This is a genomic window from Blautia sp. AF32-4BH (genome assembly GCF_003460565.1).
GTDB lineage: Bacteria > Bacillota > Clostridia > Lachnospirales > Lachnospiraceae > Fusicatenibacter > Fusicatenibacter saccharivorans.
Window position 1 is genome coordinate 39,175 of the sequence record NZ_QTVL01000002.1, and the last position, 17,442, is coordinate 56,616.

Annotated in this window: 15 protein-coding genes and 1 riboswitch; of the genes, 7 read left to right on the plus strand and 8 right to left on the minus strand. The window is 50.3% G+C overall.

Annotation, left to right across the window (positions count from 1 at the left end):
• Window positions 1-14: 14 nt before the first annotated feature.
• On the minus strand, window positions 15-1,301 hold the full coding sequence (tig, locus tag DWZ44_RS02935) for a trigger factor (RefSeq protein ID WP_022461348.1): 1,287 nt from the start codon (window positions 1,299-1,301) through the stop codon (window positions 15-17).
• A 144-nt stretch (window positions 1,302-1,445) separates the two neighbouring features.
• The gene (locus DWZ44_RS02940; RefSeq protein WP_055219893.1) at window positions 1,446-1,997 is read right to left on the minus strand and encodes a DJ-1 family glyoxalase III; all 552 of its coding nucleotides are present in this window, start codon (window positions 1,995-1,997) and stop codon (window positions 1,446-1,448) included.
• A 235-nt stretch (window positions 1,998-2,232) separates the two neighbouring features.
• On the opposite strand from DWZ44_RS02940, the gene DWZ44_RS02945 reads away from it, so the two are divergent.
• Window positions 2,233-2,688, plus strand: coding sequence for a CYTH domain-containing protein (locus DWZ44_RS02945; protein WP_022461346.1), 456 nt, complete (start codon window positions 2,233-2,235; stop codon window positions 2,686-2,688).
• Between the two features lie 180 nt (window positions 2,689-2,868).
• Here the strand turns inward: DWZ44_RS02945 and proC are convergent, their stop codons facing one another.
• Window positions 2,869-3,666 (minus strand): pyrroline-5-carboxylate reductase, encoded by a 798-nt coding sequence (proC, locus tag DWZ44_RS02950; protein ID WP_022461345.1) that lies wholly within the window; start codon window positions 3,664-3,666, stop codon window positions 2,869-2,871.
• Window positions 3,667-3,877: 211 nt separating this feature from the next.
• Window positions 3,878-4,885, minus strand: coding sequence for an ABC transporter substrate-binding protein (locus DWZ44_RS02955; protein WP_117804189.1), 1,008 nt, complete (start codon window positions 4,883-4,885; stop codon window positions 3,878-3,880).
• Between the two features lie 383 nt (window positions 4,886-5,268).
• Between DWZ44_RS02955 and DWZ44_RS02965 the strand changes: the two genes are divergently transcribed.
• Window positions 5,269-6,225 carry a ketopantoate reductase family protein gene (locus DWZ44_RS02965; RefSeq protein ID WP_117804191.1) on the plus strand — a complete coding sequence of 319 codons (957 nt, stop codon included), beginning with the start codon at window positions 5,269-5,271 and terminating at the stop codon, window positions 6,223-6,225.
• A gap of 21 nt (window positions 6,226-6,246) precedes the next feature.
• On the plus strand, window positions 6,247-7,224 hold the full coding sequence (locus DWZ44_RS02970; protein WP_117804192.1) for a Gfo/Idh/MocA family protein: 978 nt from the start codon (window positions 6,247-6,249) through the stop codon (window positions 7,222-7,224).
• A 61-nt stretch (window positions 7,225-7,285) separates the two neighbouring features.
• Here DWZ44_RS02970 and DWZ44_RS02975 read toward each other — a convergent pair whose 3' ends face one another.
• A complete protein-coding gene (locus DWZ44_RS02975; protein WP_117760475.1) occupies window positions 7,286-7,459 on the minus strand; it encodes a response regulator in 174 nt (57 codons plus the stop codon).
• Between the two features lie 156 nt (window positions 7,460-7,615).
• Window positions 7,616-7,727: riboswitch (TPP riboswitch) on the plus strand.
• A gap of 126 nt (window positions 7,728-7,853) precedes the next feature.
• On the opposite strand from DWZ44_RS02975, the gene thiM reads away from it, so the two are divergent.
• The 4 genes from thiM to thiC all read left to right on the plus strand — a co-directional run bounded on the left by thiM (window position 7,854) and on the right by thiC (window position 11,534).
• Entirely contained in the window at window positions 7,854-8,675 is an 822-nt protein-coding gene (gene thiM, locus DWZ44_RS02980; protein WP_022461341.1) for a hydroxyethylthiazole kinase, read from the plus strand.
• Window positions 8,662-9,306 carry a thiamine phosphate synthase gene (gene thiE / locus DWZ44_RS02985; RefSeq protein WP_055226936.1) on the plus strand — a complete coding sequence of 215 codons (645 nt, stop codon included), beginning with the start codon at window positions 8,662-8,664 and terminating at the stop codon, window positions 9,304-9,306. Before thiM ends, thiE begins: the two co-directional genes overlap by 14 nt.
• A 115-nt stretch (window positions 9,307-9,421) precedes the next feature.
• Complete coding sequence (gene thiD, locus DWZ44_RS02990; protein WP_117804332.1) at window positions 9,422-10,201, plus strand: bifunctional hydroxymethylpyrimidine kinase/phosphomethylpyrimidine kinase; 780 nt, start codon at window positions 9,422-9,424, stop codon at window positions 10,199-10,201.
• Window positions 10,202-10,226: 25 nt separating this feature from the next.
• Window positions 10,227-11,534, plus strand: a complete 1,308-nt coding sequence (gene thiC, locus DWZ44_RS02995) for a phosphomethylpyrimidine synthase ThiC (RefSeq protein WP_022461338.1) — start codon at window positions 10,227-10,229, stop codon at window positions 11,532-11,534.
• A 78-nt stretch (window positions 11,535-11,612) separates the two neighbouring features.
• Here thiC and glpK read toward each other — a convergent pair whose 3' ends face one another.
• From glpK to DWZ44_RS03010, 3 genes are all read right to left on the minus strand, one after another.
• A complete protein-coding gene (glpK, locus tag DWZ44_RS03000) occupies window positions 11,613-13,103 on the minus strand; it encodes a glycerol kinase GlpK (protein ID WP_055219824.1) in 1,491 nt (496 codons plus the stop codon).
• A 137-nt stretch (window positions 13,104-13,240) separates the two neighbouring features.
• Window positions 13,241-15,628: a glycoside hydrolase family 31 protein gene (locus DWZ44_RS03005; protein ID WP_117804193.1), complete on the minus strand. Its 2,388-nt coding sequence runs from the start codon at window positions 15,626-15,628 to the stop codon at window positions 13,241-13,243.
• Between the two features lie 100 nt (window positions 15,629-15,728).
• Window positions 15,729-17,399: a glycoside hydrolase family 13 protein gene (locus tag DWZ44_RS03010; RefSeq protein WP_117804194.1), complete on the minus strand. Its 1,671-nt coding sequence runs from the start codon at window positions 17,397-17,399 to the stop codon at window positions 15,729-15,731.
• Window positions 17,400-17,442 lie beyond the last annotated feature (43 nt).

Sequence of the window (17,442 nt, forward strand, 5' to 3'; positions counted from 1 at the left end):
CTCTTTCCGAGGTCTTACGCCTCTTTTGCGCTGTCGGCCATGAGAGTTACTGCTTCCTGAACAGCGAGATCTTTCTTCATCTGCTCTTTCTCATATTCGCCAACGAGCTCTTTGAATTTATCCAGCTCCATTTTGTACATTTCAGCCATTTTAGCCAGCTCTTCGTCCAGCTTCTCATCGCTGATCTGGATGTTCTCTGCTTCTGCAACTTTCTCAAGTACCAGTCTGCTCTCGATTCTCTTAACAGCCTGCGGTTTCATCTGCTCTTTTAAGGAATCAACGGTAGCGCCTGTAAACTGCATGTACTGCTCCATGGACAGACCCTGGGACTGGATTCTTCTTGCGAAATCGTCAACCATGTTCTCTACCTGCGTATCGATCATAGCTTCCGGAATCTCCATTGTTGCGTTCTCTACTGCTTTATCTACGACAGCGTTCTCTTTTTCTGTCTTAGCCTGCTCTTCTTTTTTCTTGGTCAGGTTGTCTTTGATTTCTTTTTTGTACTCATCCAGAGTATCGAACTCGGAAACGTCTTTTGCGAAGTCGTCATCAAGTGCCGGAAGCTCTTTTGCTTCGATTTTGTGGATGGTGCATTTGAATACTGCTGCTTTTCCAGCAAGCTCTTCTGCCTGATAATCCTCTGGGAAAGTAACGTTTACTTCCTTCTCCTCTTCCAGAGCTGCGCCAACGAGCTGCTCTTCGAATCCCGGAATGAAGGAATGGGAGCCAAGGGTCAGCGGATAATCTTTTCCAGCGCCGCCGTCGAACGGAACGCCGTCTACAGAACCTTCGAAGTCAAGTGTAACGGTATCTCCGTCTGCTGCCGGACGATCCTCTACATTGATGGTTCTTGCATTTTTCTCCTGCTCTTTTTTCAGCTCAGCTTCTACTTCTTCATCTGTAACGGTTGTGTCAGCTTTTGCTACTTCCAGACCTTTGTACTCGCCAAGGGTAACTTCCGGTTTTACTGCTACAGTTGCGGTAAAGATGAAAGCTTTGCCTTTTTCGATCTGCTCTACGTTGATCTCCGGACGGGATACGATGTCCAGTTTGCTCTCTTCTGCTGCTTTGGAATACTCTTCCGGAACAAGGCTGTTTACAGCATCCTCATAGAATACTGCCGGGCCATACATTTTTTCTACCATAGCTCTCGGAACTTTTCCTTTACGGAAGCCCGGAACGCTGATGTTCTTTTTCTGTTTCTGGTAAGCTTTCTCCAGTGCTTTCTCTAATTCTTCAGCCGGAACCTCAATGGTAAGTTTGGCCATATTCTTTTCTAAATTTTCGACCTGTACACTCATTTTATCAATTTCCTCCTTGATTTATCTGAAAAGCGGCAGAAAACCTGCACACCTCTCCATTCTACAGTCATTTATCGAGTATAGCATACTCTTTTCAAAAACGCCAGTGATTTTTTTATATTTCTGTGGTTTTTAGGCTTTTTTTTAGCAATGAAATACGATTTTTTCCGCCATTTCTTTTGCTTTGTCCTCTCCCTGCAGAACACGGATCAGCTCCAGTGCGAAGTCAGTGGCTGCTCCCATGCCGCGGCCGGTGGTCACATTTTTGTCGGTGACTGCCGGTACATCGAGTACGTTTGCGCCTGCCAGCTTTTCTTCAAATCCCGGGAAGCAGACGGCGTTTTTATCTTTTAAGATGCCCATCACACCAAGGATGCTCGGCGCTGCGCAGATGGCTGCCAGTTTCTTTCCCTGATCGTCATAGGAACGAATCAGCGCTGCGAGCGTCTCGTTTCCGGCCAGATTTAATGTACCCGGCATTCCGCCCGGAAGTACCAGCATGTCTCCGTCATCAAACTCTCCCTCTTCGATGGTTTCATCTGCAAGAATGGTGATTTTGTGGGATCCTGTTACTTCTTTTCTTCCCATAATAGAAACGGTGCATACGTCTTCTCCGGCTCTGCGCAGCAGATCCACCGGGGTCAGTGCCTCAATCTCTTCACATCCGTCTGCCAGAAATACATAAATCTTTGCCATGGTTTTGTCCTCCTGTGTTGTATGATCAGTCTCGTGTGTTTTGTCACGTGATATTCTCTGCTTTTCTTTGTAACAAACCGCCGCTATTATACCACATTTTTCCGCAGAATGCTTGCATTTCATAAAAATTTCAGGACTTTTTTCGCAAAAAGCCGGATTTCGCTTAACATCACGGGAAAAGCATGGTAAACTCTTGAAAAAAGCAGTGATGCAATCACGAGAAGGAGTCTCTTTTATGGAAATCGAACGCAAATACCTTCTGGATCAGCTTCCGGAAAATCTTACAAGCTATCCATGTAAAAAAATCGAGCAGGGCTATCTTTCCACCGAACCGGTTGTCCGCATCCGCCGCTCTGACGACGAATATTATCTGACCTACAAGTCAAAAGGGCTGATGGTGCGTGAAGAGTATAATCTTCCGCTCACAAAGGAATCCTACCTGCATCTGCGGGAAAAGGCAGACGGCGTTCTCATCTCAAAAACACGCTATCTGCTGCCGCTTACCGGAACGGATCTGACGATCGAGCTCGATGTCTTTGATGCGCCGTATGAAGGCCTTTACCTCGCAGAGGTGGAGTTTCCGGACGAAGCATCCGCAAACGCCTTTGTTCCTCCGGTATGGTTTGGAAAGGATGTAACCTATTCTTCCGATTATCACAACAGTACGCTCAGTAAAGGAAAAAAACTATAAATTACCAGAAAAAATCCCGGTGCCTTTTCCACGGCTGCCGGGATTTTTCCGCTCGTTTGTTTTTTTACTCTTTTTTGTGCTTGCTTTTTGCTTGTTTTGGTTTGTTTTTTTGTGCATACATTCTTTATTTTGCTGCTTTCACATTAGCGTCATTCTGTCAAAGCGGCGGTGCTGCTCCTTCTAATCCACTCCCTTTGATTTCCGGATGCAGGCTCGTGTTGCATCAATAACAGCACTTCTCAGGTTCTCCCGCTCCAGTACGGCAACCGCTTCGATGGTGGTTCCGCCTGGCGAGCAGACCATGTCTTTTAATTCTCCCGGGTGCATTCCTGTCTCGAGAAGCATTTTGGCGCTTCCAAGGACAGACTGTGCAGCAAATTCATATGCCTGTTTTCTCGGCATTCCTTCGGCTACGGCCGCATCTGCAAGAGCCTCCAGGAAAAGAAATACGTACGCCGGCGAGCTTCCGCTGACACCTGTGACGGTATCCATCAGATACTCCGGAACAACTTCTGCGCGGCCAAAGCTTTTCAGGAGGGTTAAAACGAGCTGCAGCTCTTCCTCCGTCACGAGATCATTGGCACAGACGCCGGTCATTCCTTCTCCGACGAGTGCTGGTGTGTTTGGCATGGTGCGAATTAACTTTGTTGGTTTTCCGATTTCTGTACCCAGCCATTGTAAAGACTTACCGGGAAGAATCGATACGATAATCTTCTCGGGTGAGATGAAGTTTTTGACGAGGTTTATTATATTTTTTATTTGGTTTGGCTTTACTGCCAGGAATACAAGATCGGATCCGGCTACGACCGCTTCGTTCTCCATAGTCGCCTGGACTCCAAACTGGTTGGTCAAGCGTTCCACACTTTTCTCCGTGCGGACCGATACCAGAATGTCATCTGCAGATACAACTCCTTTTTGGATCATTCCGCCAATCATGGCACTCGCCATGTTGCCGCCGCCGATAAAACCTACTTTCATGTCTGTTCGCCTCCGTATGCCTGTGTTGTAAAAAATATATGCGACACCCATAGTATGCAACAAAATTTACTTTTTTGCAATACTTTTTCTCTATTTTTCTGCTTTTCTTTTCCAATTTTCTTTATTTTTTTCGAATTAAATGTCGCTGTTTGTCGACGAATGTCGAAAAGTGTCTTTTTCTGTCTTTTTTCGCTTTTCTATTCCGCCGGAATCAGCCTTTGGCGGCGGCCTCTTCGGCGTATTTTGTTGTCACGAGTGTCTTGTACGGTGTCTTTTTCTCCAGCTCTCCCGCCTGCTCCAGAATCTCCTGCAGAAGATCAAAACTTTCTTCCTCAAAGATCAGATTTTCTTTCCACGTATCCTGCTCATAGTAGCGGCGCACGATCGCGGTGATGGTTTCCAGCTCGGTTTCTGCAAACTGCGGCGCAATCACTTCTGCAATCTCCTCCGGTGTGTGCGTCTGCACGAAGTCCATTCCCTTCTGCAGTGCCTTCGTGAATTTTTCTACGGTTGCGCCGTGCGTTTTCAGATAACTCTGTTTGACGCTGTACGACGTATACGGCACATACCCGGATTCCGTTCCGACCGATGCCACGACATAGCCGTCGCCCTTCTGCTCGAGCAGTGTCGCGGACGGTTCAAATTCAATCGTATAATCCCCCTGCCCGCCGGAGAACGCGGCAGCTGTGGAACCAAAATCGATGCTCTGGTTGATATTTACGTCTTTTTTATCAATCCCTTTCTGCGCCAGAACATACTCAAAGACCATTTCCGGCATACCGCCTTTTCTTCCCCCTAATACCTCTTTGTTTTTCAATTTCTCCCAGGTAAACGAATTGTCTTTCTCTCTTCCCACAACAAAGTTTCCCGCCCGCTGCGTCAGCTGCGCGAAGTTCACAACCGGGTCTGCGGTTCCCTCGAGGTACGCGTAGACGGTTGCCTCCGCCCCCATAAACCCGATATCCGCTTCGCCGGAAATCATCGCCGTCAGCACTTTATCTGCACCAAATCCTGTTATCAGCGTCAGATCAATGCCCTCGTCCGCAAAATACCCCTCCTCAATTGCCACGTACTGCGGGGCGTAAAAAATGGAGTGGGCAACCTCATTTAATGTCACCTGCTCCACTTTTTCTTTTGTCTCATCTTTTGCCCCGCATCCCGCCAGCGTCACTGCCGCCATTGCCAGTACAAGCGCACCTGTCAGCCATTTTCCTTTCATCAACAGATTCTCCTGTTTTTTCATTCTAACCTTAGAATATGATTTCCCGGTAAAAATGCGTGCAAAAAACGAAGGAGAAATGTTCGAATTTCGTTTCTCCTTCGTTTCTTATTTCTTCTCTTGTTTTTCTTTTGCCTTCTGTTCTTCTTTCGTCCGGATTTTGTCTTCGTACATTTTCAGATCTGCCTCGTGCAGCAGATCGGAGATGGAGGCTTCGGGGTAGTCGCCGGAGAAGGCGAAGCCGCAAGCGTAGTTGATCTGGAATTCGCCGCGGACACCGTTGGCTTCCTTTTCCGAAATTTTCTATTTTGAAAAACAAATTGAGGATCTCCGCAAAATTTGTTATAGTAAGGGTAATTCAAATAGTTACAAAGGAGGCTATTATGATAATAAAATCAGTTGCTGTTCTGGGCGCCGGAGCGGTTGGGTCTTATGTGATCTGGGGGCTTTCGGAGAAAAAGGACATCCGGCTTGGCGTTATCGCATCCGGGGAACGGGCGAAGCGTCTGAAAAACAAAGGATGCAAAATTAACGATACGGTTTATCACCCGGAGGTATGGACGCCGGAAGAGGCACACGGCGTGGATTTTCTGATCGTCTCGCTCAAATACGGCGCACTGCCGGGGGCTCTTGACAATATTACTGCCGTTACCGGCGAGAATACTGTGATCATGAGTCTGATGAACGGCGTGGACAGTGAGGAGATCATCGCGGAAAAAGTCGGTGCGGAGCATCTGCTTCATGCTGTTATCAAAGTAGCTTCTCATAAAGAGAATGACGGCTACGTTTTCAACCCTGAGGCGACGCTCGGCATCATTTTCGGCGAAGTTTCGGCACCGTACGACAGTGAGCGTGTGCAGGCTGTTCTGGATCTGTTCTCCGGCACAGGGCTGCATTACCGGGCAACCGATTGTATTTTAGAGGAAATATGGAGCAAATTCCGGCTGAATGTCTGCAATAACCTGCCGCAGGCTATTCTCGGTGCCGGGGTCGGCTGCTACCGCGACAGTGTGCATATGAAGGCGATCAGCGACGGACTCCGCGCAGAACTGATGGCGATTGCGGAGGCAAAGGGAATTGATATCAGCAAGGCGGATGTCTCCTCGGGACGCGGAAGTGCGGTTCCGCCGACAGCGCGCTACTCGACGCTCCAGGATCTCGATGCGGGACGCCATACGGAAATTGATATGTTCTCGGGTGCGCTGATCCGCATGGGAAAAGAGCTTGGAATTCCAACGCCTTACAATGAATTTACGTACCATATGATCAAAGCACTGGAAGAGAAAAACGACGGACGGTTTGACTACAGCGGAAGCGAAGAACCGCTCTGGTCGAAATAGATACGATAGGAGAATCTCACGATGAAAGAAATCAAATGGGCTGTACTCGGATGCGGTGTGATTGCAAATGAAATGGCGGTCGCACTACAGAAAAACGGAAAGAATATTTACGCGGTCGGCAACCGGACCCATGAGAAGGCGGCTGCTTTTGCGGAGAAATATGGAATTGGAAAAGTTTACGATGATTTCCATGAGATGTTTACCGATCCGGAGGTCGATGTCATTTATATCACGACGCCGCACAACACGCATCTTGGCTTTATGAAAGAGGCGATTGCCAATGGAAAACACATTCTCGTTGAGAAATCGATTACGCTGAACAGTGACGAGCTCGACGAGGCCATAGCGCTTGCAAAAGAAAAAGATGTCATCATCGGAGAGGCAATGACGATTTACCATATGCCGATCTACAAAGAGCTGAAAAAACTTCTCGACTCCGGCAGTCTCGGCAGAGTCAATCTGATCACGATGAACTTCGGCAGTTTCAAAGAGTACAACATGAAGAACCGTTTCTTCAACCGGAATCTCGCAGGCGGCGCGATGCTTGATATCGGCGTATACGCACTCTCCTTCATCCGCTGGTTCTTCGACTCTAAGCCGGATCAGCTCCTTTCCCAGGTAAAGCCCGCTCCGACCGGTGTGGACGAGCAGGCCGGCCTCCTTCTCACCAATCAGGAAGGACAGATGGCAAGTGTGATGCTCTCTCTCCACTCCAAACAGCCGAAACGCGGCATGGTTTCCTGTGAGAACGGATTTATCGAGATCATGGAGTACCCGCGTGCCTGGGAAGCAAAAATCACAGACGCTTCCACCGGCGAATCCGAAATCATCAAAGCCGGTGACAACGCCGATGCACTCGCCTATGAGCTCGCCGACATGGAACGCGCCATCAATGGAGATGCATCTACCATGCACCTCGACTACACGAAGGACGTCATGGATCTGATGACCTCCTTCCGCAGAACCTGGGGCTATACGTACCCGGAGGAAGAAAAATAAGATTCGCACATCAAAAGCCCCTGCCCGGCACACATCAGATGCCGGGCAGGGGCACTTCTTTTCACCTGCAATACTCTGCAATTTTCTTTTTCAGTAATTCCGCATCAATCGGCTTTGCGATATGCACGTCCATGCCGGCCTCTTTTGCGGCCTGCCGGTCTTCAACAAAGGCGTTGGCGCTCATGGCGAAAATCGGAATGGAAGCGGCATCATCACGTCCATGACTTCCACGCATATTTTATACTTCATTTTACGCTGATATTATTTTCTCTGTCAACCCAAATAACATTACATTTCCAATATTTTGCATGTCTTTTTTATTTTTCTGAAATTTTTTTAAATCTTCCGTTTTTCTCTTGCACAATTGTTTTTATGCGTATATAATTGTCTGCAGAAAGCAAAGGGGAGCTCGCGTGCGAAGCGGGCTGAGAGTAGGATGCATCTCCTAGACCCTGAACCTGATTTGGGTAATGCCAACGTAGGGAGATACGATATGCACATTTTCTGCAGATATACCTCCACGTATATCTGCTTTTTTAATCTCTATGAACACATCATCAACAGGTTCTTCCAGTACCACAAGGGAATTTGCTTCTGCAAAAATACTCACACAGGAGGAACAAAAAATTATGTTAGGCACTTGTCTTGACAATGTCAGAAAAACAACCCCTCTCGTACACAACATCACAAATTACGTTACAGTAAACGATGTCGCCAATATTCTGCTGGCATGCGGCGCAAGCCCGATCATGTCCGATGAACCGGAGGATGTCGAGGATATCACCTCCATCTGCGGCGGTCTGAACATCAACATCGGAACGCTGCACAGAACGAGCATCGACGGCATGTACCGTGCCGGTGCAAAAGCAGCTTCGCTCGGCCACAAAATCCTGCTCGATCCAGTCGGCGCAGGCGCAAGCCACTTACGTACTTCGACCGCAGTCGGACTGATGGAAAAAATCCCGTTCACCGTCATCCGCGGAAATATTTCCGAAATCAAAACACTGGCACTCGGAAGCGGAACGACAAAGGGTGTTGACGCAGACGTTGCCGATAAAGTAACAGACGAAAACCTCGACAGCGCCGTTGCTTTTGCAAAAAACTTTGCGAAAGACCACAACTGTGTTGTCGCCATCACAGGAGCGATCGACCTCGTTGCCGATGCTGACACCTGCTACGTGATCCGCAACGGACGCGCCGAGATGGGAAGCATCACCGGAACAGGCTGCCAGCTCTCCGGCATGATGACCGCTTACCTCGTTGCCAACCCGGACGAGCCGTTAAAAGCCGCTGCTGCCGCTGTCTGCGCGATGGGACTTGCCGGCGAGATCGGCTGGAGCCATATGAAACCGGAAGACGGCAACTCCACCTACCGGAACCGCATCATCGACGCCATCTACCACATGGACGGCGAGACGCTGGAGAAAGGTGCAAAGTATGAAGTGCGATAAAAAAGGCCTGCTTTTATATGCTGTGACAGACCGCAGCTGGCTGAACGGCGAGACACTGTACAGCCAGGTGGAAAAGGCTCTGCAGGGCGGCGCAACGTTTATCCAGCTCCGCGAAAAAAATCTTGACCAGGATCACTTTATGGAAGAGGCACTGGAACTGAAAAAACTCTGTGCCGCATACCATGTTCCTTTCGTCATCAACGATAACGTGGAAATCGCAGCTAAGATGGATGCGGACGGCGTTCATGTCGGCCAGAGTGATATGGAGGCCGGCGATGTCCGTGCAAAGCTTGGCCCGGACAAGATCATCGGCGTTTCGGCACAGACCGTGGAACAGGCCATTCTCGCCGAGCAGCGCGGGGCAGATTACCTCGGCGTCGGCGCAGTCTTCCACACCGGTTCCAAGGCGGATGCGGAGGATGTCAGCCACGAAACGCTGACTGCTATCTGCAATGCCGTTAAAATCCCTGTCATCGCCATCGGCGGCATCACACGCGATAACGTGACGGAGCTTTCCGGCAGCGGCATCTGCGGCATCGCCGTCATCAGTGCCATTTTTGCACAGAAAGACATTGTTTCCGCAACGAAGGATCTGAAAGAACAGACTCTGCGCATGCTGGAAAACAAATAATTTTACGTAACCATTCATCCTCACACCAGGCGGCAGACTGGGGGCACCACTTTCTTTGTCGCCTGTCCAAAAAGAAAAGTAATGCAAAGGAGTAATTCTCATGGACGCGAAAAACATGAAAACAGCATTAACAATCGCGGGAAGTGATTCCAGCGGAGGCGCCGGCATTCAGGCAGACATCAAAACCATGATCACAAACGGAGTTTACGCCATGTCGGCAATTACCGCACTCACCGCCCAGAACACCACCGGAGTTTCCGGTATTTTCGATGTAACACCGGAGTTTCTGGCCGCACAGCTTGACGCCGTCTTTACGGACATCTTCCCGGACGCCGTCAAAATCGGTATGGTATCCTCCCCGGCACTGATCGAAGTCATCTCCGAACGGCTTCGCTTCTACCAGGCCAAACACATCGTTGTGGACCCGGTCCTCGTCGCTACAAGCGGTTCCGCGCTCGCTTCGGGCGGCGTGCCTGACCTGATGAAAAAACTGCTCTTTCCTCTGGCCGAAGTCATCACACCGAATATCCCAGAGGGAGAAGTTCTCTCCGGCATCAAAATCCAGTCGGAAAGCGATATGGAACGCGCCGCAAAAGAGATCGGGGATTCCTGCGGCTGTGCCGTTCTATTAAAGGGCGGCCACAGTATCAATGATGCCAACGATCTTTTATATCACAACGGCACATTTACCTGGTTCACCGGAAAACGCATCGACAATTCGAACACACACGGCACCGGCTGTACACTCTCCAGCGCCATCGCATCGGGGCTCGCAAAGGGGCTTTCCCTTCCGGATGCCATTTCCGCCGCAAAAGAGTATATTTCGGGCGCACTCGCGAGCATGATGGATCTCGGCCACGGCTCGGGACCGCTGAACCACGCTTACCGGATCTGATTTTGAAAATAAAGGAGAACAACAGATGGAACGCAATTACGCAACACAGATGGACGCCGCACGCCGCGGCATTGTAACACCGGAGCTGAAAAAAGTCGCAGAAAAAGAGTATATGGCCGTGGAAGACCTGATGCCGCTCGTTGCCAGCGGAAAGGTTGCCATTCCGGCCAATAAGCTGCACACCTGCATCGACCCGGAGGGCATCGGCTCGATGCTGCGCACGAAAATCAATGTAAATCTCGGTGTTTCGAAAGACTGTAAAGATTACGATGTGGAGATGCAGAAGGTACTCTCCGCGGTCAATATGGGCGCAGAAGCCATCATGGACCTGTCGAGCCACGGCAATACGCAGCCGTTCCGGCGGAAACTGACCTCCGAATGTCCGGCCATGATCGGCACCGTGCCGGTATATGACAGTGTGATCCATTACCAGAGAGACCTGGATACGCTGACCGCCAAAGATTTTATTGACGTCATCCGCCTCCATGCCGAGGACGGTGTCGATTTCGTCACCCTGCACTGCGGCATCACCAGAAAAACCATCGATCAGATCCGCAAACACAAACGGAAAATGAATATTGTTTCCCGCGGCGGCTCCCTCGTGTTCGCTTGGATGTGCATGACCGGCGAGGAGAATCCGTTCTACGAGTATTACGATGAGATTCTCGATATCTGCCGTGAATACGATGTGACCATTTCTCTCGGCGACGCCTGCCGTCCTGGCTGCCTTGCCGACGCAACGGATGTCTGCCAGATTGAGGAGCTGGTGCGCCTCGGCGAACTCACCAAACGTGCCTGGGAAAAAGACGTTCAGGTTATGGTTGAGGGACCGGGCCACGTTCCGATGGATCAGATTGCGGCCAACATGAAAGTACAGCAGACCATCTGCATGGGCGCTCCGTTCTATGTCCTCGGCCCTCTTGTGACCGATATTGCACCGGGCTACGACCACATCACCGCTGCCATCGGAGGCGCGATTGCGGCCATGAACGGCGCTGCTTTCCTGTGCTACGTAACGCCGGCAGAGCATCTGGCTCTTCCGAACCTGGATGATGTAAAACAGGGCATCATCGCAAGCAAAATCGCCGCACACGCTGCCGACATCGCCAAAGGTGTTCCGCATGCGCGTGATATTGACGACAAGATGGGCGATGCCCGCCGCGTGCTCGACTGGGAAGCACAGTGGGACTGCGCACTGGACCCGGAGACTGCAAAAGCCATCCGTGCTGACCGCTCGCCGGAACAGGAAGATACCTGCTCGATGTGCGGTAAATTCTGTGCCGTGCGAAGCATGAACAAAGCTTTAAACGGCGAACACATCGACATTCTTTAACATCAGTACATACCTTACGCGAAAAGGAACGGTTTTCATTACGAAGCCGTTCCTTTTCTGCATTTCCAAAATCTTTTTCTATTTCGCCCATCCTTCGGCGTAACGGACTGCTTTGTGCCATCCGTTCATCTTCTCATCGCGCTCCTCTTTCGAGAGCTCCGGCTCAAACGTACGGTCAATGGCTCCGTTCTGTTTTACTGTCTCCTGATCCGGCCAGTAGCCGACGGCGAGTCCCGCAAGATAAGCTGCTCCCATCGCGGTCGTCTCGATGCAGCATGGCCGCTCCACCGGCGCCTGGCTGATGTCCGCCTGGCACTGCATCAGGAAATTGTTGGCGCTTGCTCCGCCGTCCACACGCAGTGCAGAGAGCTTCATGCCGGAATCTGCCTCCATCGCTTTTAAGACATCATCCACCTGATACGTGATCGACTCCAGTGTTGCGCGGATCACATGGTATTTGTTGACGCCGCGGGTCAGGCCGAGAATGGTTCCTCTCGCATACTGATCCCAGTACGGTGCGCCAAGGCCGGTAAACGCCGGCACGACGTAGCAGCCGTTCGTGTCGTTCACCTTCTGCGCCATGTACTCGGAATCCGCCGAGGACTCGATCAGCTTCATCTCATCGCGCAGCCACTGGATTGCGGCTCCGCCGACGAAAATGGATCCCTCGAGCGCATACGTAATCTTGTCCCCGATGCCCCATGCAATCGTGGTAACAAGACCGTGTGTCGAAGAAACCGGCTTTTCTCCCGTGTTCATCAGCAGGAAGCAGCCTGTTCCGTATGTATTTTTCGCTTCGCCCGGCGCATAGCAGGTCTGGCCGAACAGCGCCGCCTGCTGGTCTCCCGCTGCTCCCGCAATCGGAATCGGGCCGCCGAAATATGTGGATGCCGTCTCCCCGTAGACACAGCTCGACGGGCGGACTTCCGGCAGCATACAGAGCGGAATGTTCAGCTCTTTTAAGATATCCTCATCCCATTTCAGGGTATGGATATTGAACAGCATTGTACGGGACGCGTTGGTGTAATCGGTGACATGTACCTTTCCCTTTGTCATCTTCCAGATCAGCCACGTCTCCACCGTTCCGAAATAGAGATCGCCTCGCTCCGCCCGCTCGCGCACGCCCGGAACTTCATCTAGAATCCATTTCAGCTTCGTGGCTGAAAAATACGCATCGATCACAAGACCTGTTTTCTCCCGGAAACGGTCAACCAGTCCGCGCTCCATCAGGGAATCGCAGTATTCCGATGTTCTGCGGCACTGCCATACAATTGCATTGTAGACCGGCTCTCCCGTCTTTTTGTCCCAGACGATCGTCGTCTCTCTCTGGTTTGTGATGCCGATTGCCGCAATATCCTCGTAGGACGCGCCCGCTTTCTGCATTGCCTCCACGGCTACACCGAGCATCGTGGACCAGATTTCATTGGCATCGTGCTCCACCCAGCCCGGTTTCGGGAAACGCTGGGTAAACTCCTTCTGCGCAAGGCTTACGATCTGTCCTTTCTGATCAAACAGAATACAGCGGTTGCTCGTTGTGCCGGCATCAAGTGCCATGATGTATTTTCCCACGTTTAAAAATCCTCCTGTCTCACATTTCAAGAAGAGAGCCTGACAGAATCCACTGCCACGCTCTCTTCCTTTTCTTTGTATGTATCGTATCACAGAATTCTTTTTCTGTAAATCAAATCGTGTTTTTCTGCAGCAATTTATGCCGTAATGATCTCCAGCAACGCACCGCGCAGATCATTTGAAAGTTCCATGCTCTGCAGCTCTGCAGCCAGAATTGCTACCTTTCCGTCTGCTTTGTGAAGAAGATTTGCGATCTGCTCTTTGGTGATGTAGCTGATTTCGGCGTGCAGCAGCAGATCCATCGCACGTGTCATGACATCGTTCTTTGCAATCTCCGTATCTTCCGGCAGACAGATTGTCACAGTATCCTGCGGTTTTACATCTGTTACCGCGATCGTAAGAAGTCCGTCTTTCTCTTTGACTTCTGCATCCGCTTCCACGCCGTTTACAAAGACCTTCGCCTCTTTTGCCGTACTTCCGCCGAATTCTACGCAGTACATTCTGCTTTCCGGAACGAGGCTCTGATTGCCCTCAACCGGTGCAATCGTAAATTTCCGCGCACCCCAGTCGAGCGTCATCGATGTTTTTGCACAGTCATCCTTCTCATATGCCATGGTAGTATTGTCATCCTCGTACAGGGCAAATGTATTGTCCGCGCCCGCATAAACGCGTACCGTCAGCTCATCCGGGTTGGATTCTACATCCAGCGCACTGATCTTCTCTGTCATCGGGATAATCGCACCTGCTTTCGCAAGAACCGGGATCTCCTCGAGCGTACGGTACAGATCCATACTTCTGCCACCCTCGTAAATCATTCCGTTGAAGAAATCAAACCACGTACCTTCCGGCAGCCACACCTTTGTTTTTGCACGCTTCAGCTCCGGAATGCATTTCGTTGTCACCGGTGTTACCATCAGCTCGCTTCCGAAGAAGTACTGATTCGGTGCCTGATTTTTGCCCCAGAAAACCGTCTCCGGGTAATCATAATACATCGGAACAACGATCGGTGTGTCTTCTTTCCATGCACGGTAGTTCATCGTGTACAGATACGGTACGAGTTTATGACGCAGACGAAGGAAATCATCCATTGTGCTGCGCACTTCCATACTGAAGTTCCAAGGCTCTTTTCCACTGAAGGCACTGTTAGAACTGTGCAGACGGTTGATCGGAGAAAAGACTCCGTACTGATACCATCTTGCTTCAAGCTCATCGTCACGGTAGCCGAGCATATGGCCGCCGATATCATGACTCCACCATCCGTAGCCGATGTTGGAGGCTGTGCTGGTAAAGTATGGCTGGAAATCCAGGGATTCCCAGGTGATATGGGTGTCTCCGGAAAATCCGACCGGATAGCGGTGGGAGCCCGGTCCTGCATAGCGGGAGAAGGTCATCGGACGTTTTCCGTCTCTTCCACTGTCAAGAAAATGATAGTGATTCAGCATCCACAGCGGATCAAGACCCTCGATCTTGGTACTTTGTCCCTGCTGCCAGTCAATCCACCAGAAATCGACGCCCTCTTTTTCCATCGGATGATGAACTTTGTCGAAATATACATCAACAAATTTCGGATCCGCAATGTCAAAATTGACCGGCTCTTCTTTTTTTGCATCCACTCCCATAGCTTCTGCTACTTCCGGATAGCAGTCCTCATACGCACGAATTCCGTCTGCAGGATGGACGTTCAGTGTTGTCTTCATGCCACGTGCATGGAGTTTTCCAAGAAAACGCTCCGGATCCGGGAAGAGTTTTTTATTCCAGCTATAGCCGGTCCAGCCGCTGCCGTATTTCGGATCCACATCGTCTACACGGTGCCAGTCCATATCGATAACAGCAACCGAGAAGGGAACGTTCTCTTTGTCAAAGTCTTCCATCAGTTTCATATAGGATGTTTCACTGTAACGCCAGTAACGGCTCCACCAGTTTCCAAGCGCAAACCTCGGAAGCATCGGTGTCTTGCCACAAAGGTGGTAGAAATCCTTTAATGCCAAACGGAAATTCCAGCCATAGCCGAAGAAGTACAAATCCTGCACTCCTTTCTTTCTCGGGGTCACCCAACCGTCCTCTGTCATCAGAAGCGACTTCGAATCATCCAGAACAGCGGAACCAAACCAGGACATGATACCAGGTTCCAGTTCGCATGCTCCGTTGACCTGATCAAGCGTACGGGCCGTTCCTCCAAGATCCTGTGTCGGATCTCCGTAATGCCATGCCGGTACAGAACTGATGCCGACTGCCGTTGTTTTGCAGGAAAGTCCGTTTGCAGAGAATGCCTTTTTGTTGTAATTCAGCTGCAGATACTTTGTACGCAGCTCCAGCTCATCGCCTGTGTCTTTGACGGAAAATTCCACTGCTGGAAAATCACGGTTTACAACCGTCTGGGATGCCGCATCGATAAATTCACCGTCCTCACTGTATTCCAGCCGAAGAAGATGCTCCGTCAGCACCGTGATACGATATTTATCGCCCTTTACTACATTCTTCGGATCTGCAAGCGGATGTGTCTCCATTTTCAGATATGATTTCATGTTTTATTTTCCCCTTTCTTACTCTTACCGGTTTTTGCCGTATTTTGAGAACGGGAACCTGTGGCAAAAATCCGTTCTGCCACAGGTTCCTCTGCATTTTTTATTTGGTTTCCAGAACAACTGCCTCATACGCACGCAGTTTTCGTGTCCCTGCTGCCGCGCCGTCCTGCGGATAGTTGCTGATCAGTACCTCTGCTCCTGCAAAGGTTTCCGGAACCGTGTACTCCTGCTCCTCTTTTGTAAAATTGCACATCACGAGGAGTTTCTGATCGCCTAAGGTTCTGGTATATACATACAGTGCCTCGTCCTCCGGATCGAGCAGCTCGTACGTTCCGTAAACCATGATATCCTTCTCTTTCCGGAGATGAATCAGTTTCTTGTAATAATTGTATACAGAATCCGGATCCGCCATCTCATTTTTTGCATTGACGGTCTCGTAATCCGGTCCGACTTTGATCCACGGGGTTCCTGTGGTAAATCCTGCCGAAGCGGTATCATCCCACTGCATCGGAGTTCTTGCATTGTCTCTTCCGCGCAGGTTCAGGTAGCGCATCATATCGTCCGGCGCTACTTTTCCGGCTCCGGTCAGCTCGTGAAACGCGTTGATGCTCTCAATATCGCGGAATTCGGACAGATCGTGGAACGGAACGTTCTTCATGCCGAGCTCATCGCCCTGGTATACGTACGGGGTACCCTGCATCATATGAAGGCAGGTTGCCAGCATTTTGGCACTGACTACGCGATATTCCGGTGAATCATCACCGAAACGGGACAGACAGCGCGGCTGATCATGGTTTCCAAGGAAGAGGCTGTTCCATGCCTTGCCCTCAAGCTCCGTCTGCCATGCTGTCATGACGCGTTTGAAATCTTTGAGCGGTACGCGTTTGTCCGTCCATTTGCCGTATTTTCCGCTTGCCAGCTCAACCAGCTCGAACTGGAATACCATGCTGAGCTCTTTGCCGTCTGCGGATGCATATTTTTCTGCCTCCTCGATCGTGACACCGGCACACTCACCAACCGTCATCAGATCGTATTTGGAGAGGACTTCCCTGTTCATCTCCTGCAGATACTCATGAACGTGCGGTCCGTTTACGCAGCCGGAATCACCGTAGAGTCCGCCCTCCGGAATTTTTCCGTCCGGCAGCCCTTCCGGTTTGGAGATCATGCTGATGACATCCATCCGGAAACCGTCAATGCCTTTTTCACACCACCAGTTCATCATATCGAAAACTTCTTTTCGAACCGTTGGATTCTCCCAGTTCAGATCCGGCTGTTTTGTTGAGAACAGATGCAGGTAATACATCTCGGTCTGCGGATCGTATTTCCATGCAGAACCGGAGAAGCAGCTTCCCCAGTTGTTTGGCTCTTTTCCTTCTTTTGCATCACGCCAGATGTAATAATCGCGGTACGGGTTGTCTTTCGATTTGCGGCTCTCCACGAACCATTTGTGTTCATCTGAAGTATGATTGACAACAAGGTCCATGACCAGCTTGATGCCTCTTTTATGCATCTCCGAAAGCATGCGGTCAAAATCCTCCATTGTTCCGAATTCCTGCATGATTGCCTGGTAATCGCTGATATCATATCCATTGTCATCGTTTGGTGACTGGTACACCGGAGACAGCCAGATAACATCCACGCCAAGATCCTTCAGATAATCCAGACGGGATGTGATACCATTTAAATCGCCGATACCGTCTCCGTTGCTGTCCATGAAGCTGCGCGGATAAATCTGATACACTACGGCTTCTTTCCACCATTTTTTGTCCATTTTTTTACCTCCTTTATTTCATCCCCAGAACGTGTCTGGTTCT